Source organism: Sphaerisporangium flaviroseum, from assembly GCF_039537005.1.
GTDB lineage: Bacteria > Actinomycetota > Actinomycetes > Streptosporangiales > Streptosporangiaceae > Sphaerisporangium > Sphaerisporangium flaviroseum.
In genome coordinates this window covers 1-1,875 of sequence record NZ_BAAAZR010000015.1, presented here as the reverse complement: position 1 = coordinate 1,875, position 1,875 = coordinate 1, and the positions used below count along the sequence as shown (strand labels likewise).

The following is a 1,875-nucleotide window of genomic DNA, read 5'->3' as shown; positions in this document are numbered from 1 at the left end:
CTGCTGCCGCGCCTGATGCCGCTGGGCACCTGGCGGGCGCTGCTGGTCTCCGGGGTGATGTGGGGGGCCTGGCACGCCCCGCTCACCCTTCGCGGCTACAACTACCCCGAGCTCGGCGCGTGGGCGGCGCCCATGTTCGTCGTCTTCTGCGTGGCCTACGGATGCCTGCTCGGCTGGCTGCGGCTCTACTCCGGCAGCGCCTGGCCCGCGGTCGTCGGCCACGGCGCGCTGAACGCGTCGGTGGGCCTCGTCCTGCTGGTCGGTGACGCGGCCGCCCCGCCCAACCTCGTCGTCGCCGGGATCACCGGGCTGGTCGGCTCAGCGCTGCTGGCCGTGGTCTCCGCCGTGCTGTTCAAGCTCCGGCCGGTCCGCCGGCCCGCCCCGGCCGCCGCCTGACCGGCCTCAGCCCACGGCCACCGCGCACGTCACCAGCGCGGCGGCCGTGGCGATCTCGACGAGCGCGCCGAGCACGTCCCCGGTGATCCCGCCCAGCCGCCGCACGGCCCTGCGCCGCAGGGCCCAGGCCGCGAGCAGTCCCGCGAGGACGGCCACGGGGAAGCCCCAGATGAGAGGGGACAGCCTGCTTCCTCCGGCGAGCACGAGCGCGGTCATGGCCAGCGCGGCCCCCGCCGTACGGTGCCCGCGACCATCGCGCCGAGTCCGTCCGGGCGGGCCAGCGAGACGCCCGCGCGGCAGGCCCAGGTGAGCGGCCACCGGAGCCCACGGCCAGCGCCGCGCGGGCGGCCGTCGCATCGCCGGACCATGTACCGGGCATTCCGCGCCGTGTTCGGCCGAGAGTCTGCCCGCCACCGCGTCATCGACCTGCAGGAGGAATCCGGCGATCTTCAGGCGCAGTCTCCACAGGGCCTGGGCGGCTGCGGTGGCCGGTTCCTGCTGGTCATGTTGAGCGGTCATTCGCCGTCCTCCTGGAAAGGTGCTGCTGAGATCGAACGGCAGCCACTCGGGCGGGGCCGCCGTGGGTGCCCCGTGGCAGGGCCTCCCTGGGCCCCATCGGCGAGCCGCCCATTTAAACCGTGTCTTGATTGGTGACCGGAAACTCTCTGCCTGTCCTCGGCCCTACACGCCGGCCGTCAGCCGACTTCGAAACAGGGCCTAGACGGACTTCACCCAGGAGCGGGCCACCTTGGGCGGCATGGCGAGTTCGTCCTGGACGAGCTGGATTGCTTGCTCTTCATGGCCGTGTACCTTGAGTTGGCGGACGCGGCCGACGAGTTCCGTAGCCCTCAGGATGCATGTATCGGCCGCCCTGCTGGACGATCCCAGCGTGGTGATCGACCACGAGCTGGTGTTTCGTCAATCGCGTTTCTCGTTTTCCCGCCGCCGAAAACCCGCGCGGCCCGTCCCGGCCGGGCTCGGGAACCAGGCCCCGGCACGGCACGTTCGCATGATAGGGACCTCGTGACCGGACACTCGCTCCGCGCCGGGCGGAGGCGCCGGGTCCGGGGTCCATCGGAGGGGGCCGTGCGCCGACCGTCACCTTGGACCTTCTGGCTGATCATGACCGCCGTCGCGCTGTCCGTGATGGAGGCCGTGATGGCCGGCTTGTGGATGGCCGGGACGAAGGACGCGCACCGCGGCGCATGGCCGGACCAGATGATCGGATGGGGTTTCCTACTGCCGGTATTGACGGCGGTCATGGTGTCCGTGGCCCGGGTCAAAGGCCAGAACGACGACGACTACCGGCCGTGGCCGAGGACGCCGCTGCTGTACGGGCTCATGACGGGCTCCGCCCTGTCGATCGCTTTCTTCCTCACCGCTGTGCCGGTGGGGTGAGACGCCATCGCACACCGGCCTTAGACGGTGACTCATTTGGAGAATCGGCGGTAGCAAATGAGGGCCGCGGCGATGGCCACG

General features: G+C 71.3%; 3 protein-coding genes. 2 read left to right on the top strand and 1 reads right to left on the bottom strand.

The features are described 5' to 3' along the window. Positions 1-396: CPBP family glutamic-type intramembrane protease (locus ABD810_RS23200; protein ID WP_344944076.1), on the top strand; the 396-nt coding region annotated here is incomplete at its 5' end. A gap of 6 nt (positions 397-402) precedes the next feature. On the opposite strand, the gene ABD810_RS23195 is transcribed toward ABD810_RS23200, so the two are convergent. Continuing rightward, on the bottom strand, positions 403-915 hold the full coding sequence (locus ABD810_RS23195) for an adenosylcobinamide-GDP ribazoletransferase (RefSeq protein ID WP_344944073.1): 513 nt from the start codon (positions 913-915) through the stop codon (positions 403-405). Between the two features lie 567 nt (positions 916-1,482). Here ABD810_RS23195 and ABD810_RS23190 point away from each other — a divergent pair. Continuing rightward, complete coding sequence (locus ABD810_RS23190) at positions 1,483-1,794, top strand: hypothetical protein (protein WP_344944070.1); 312 nt, start codon at positions 1,483-1,485, stop codon at positions 1,792-1,794. Positions 1,795-1,875: the final 81 nt, after the last annotated feature.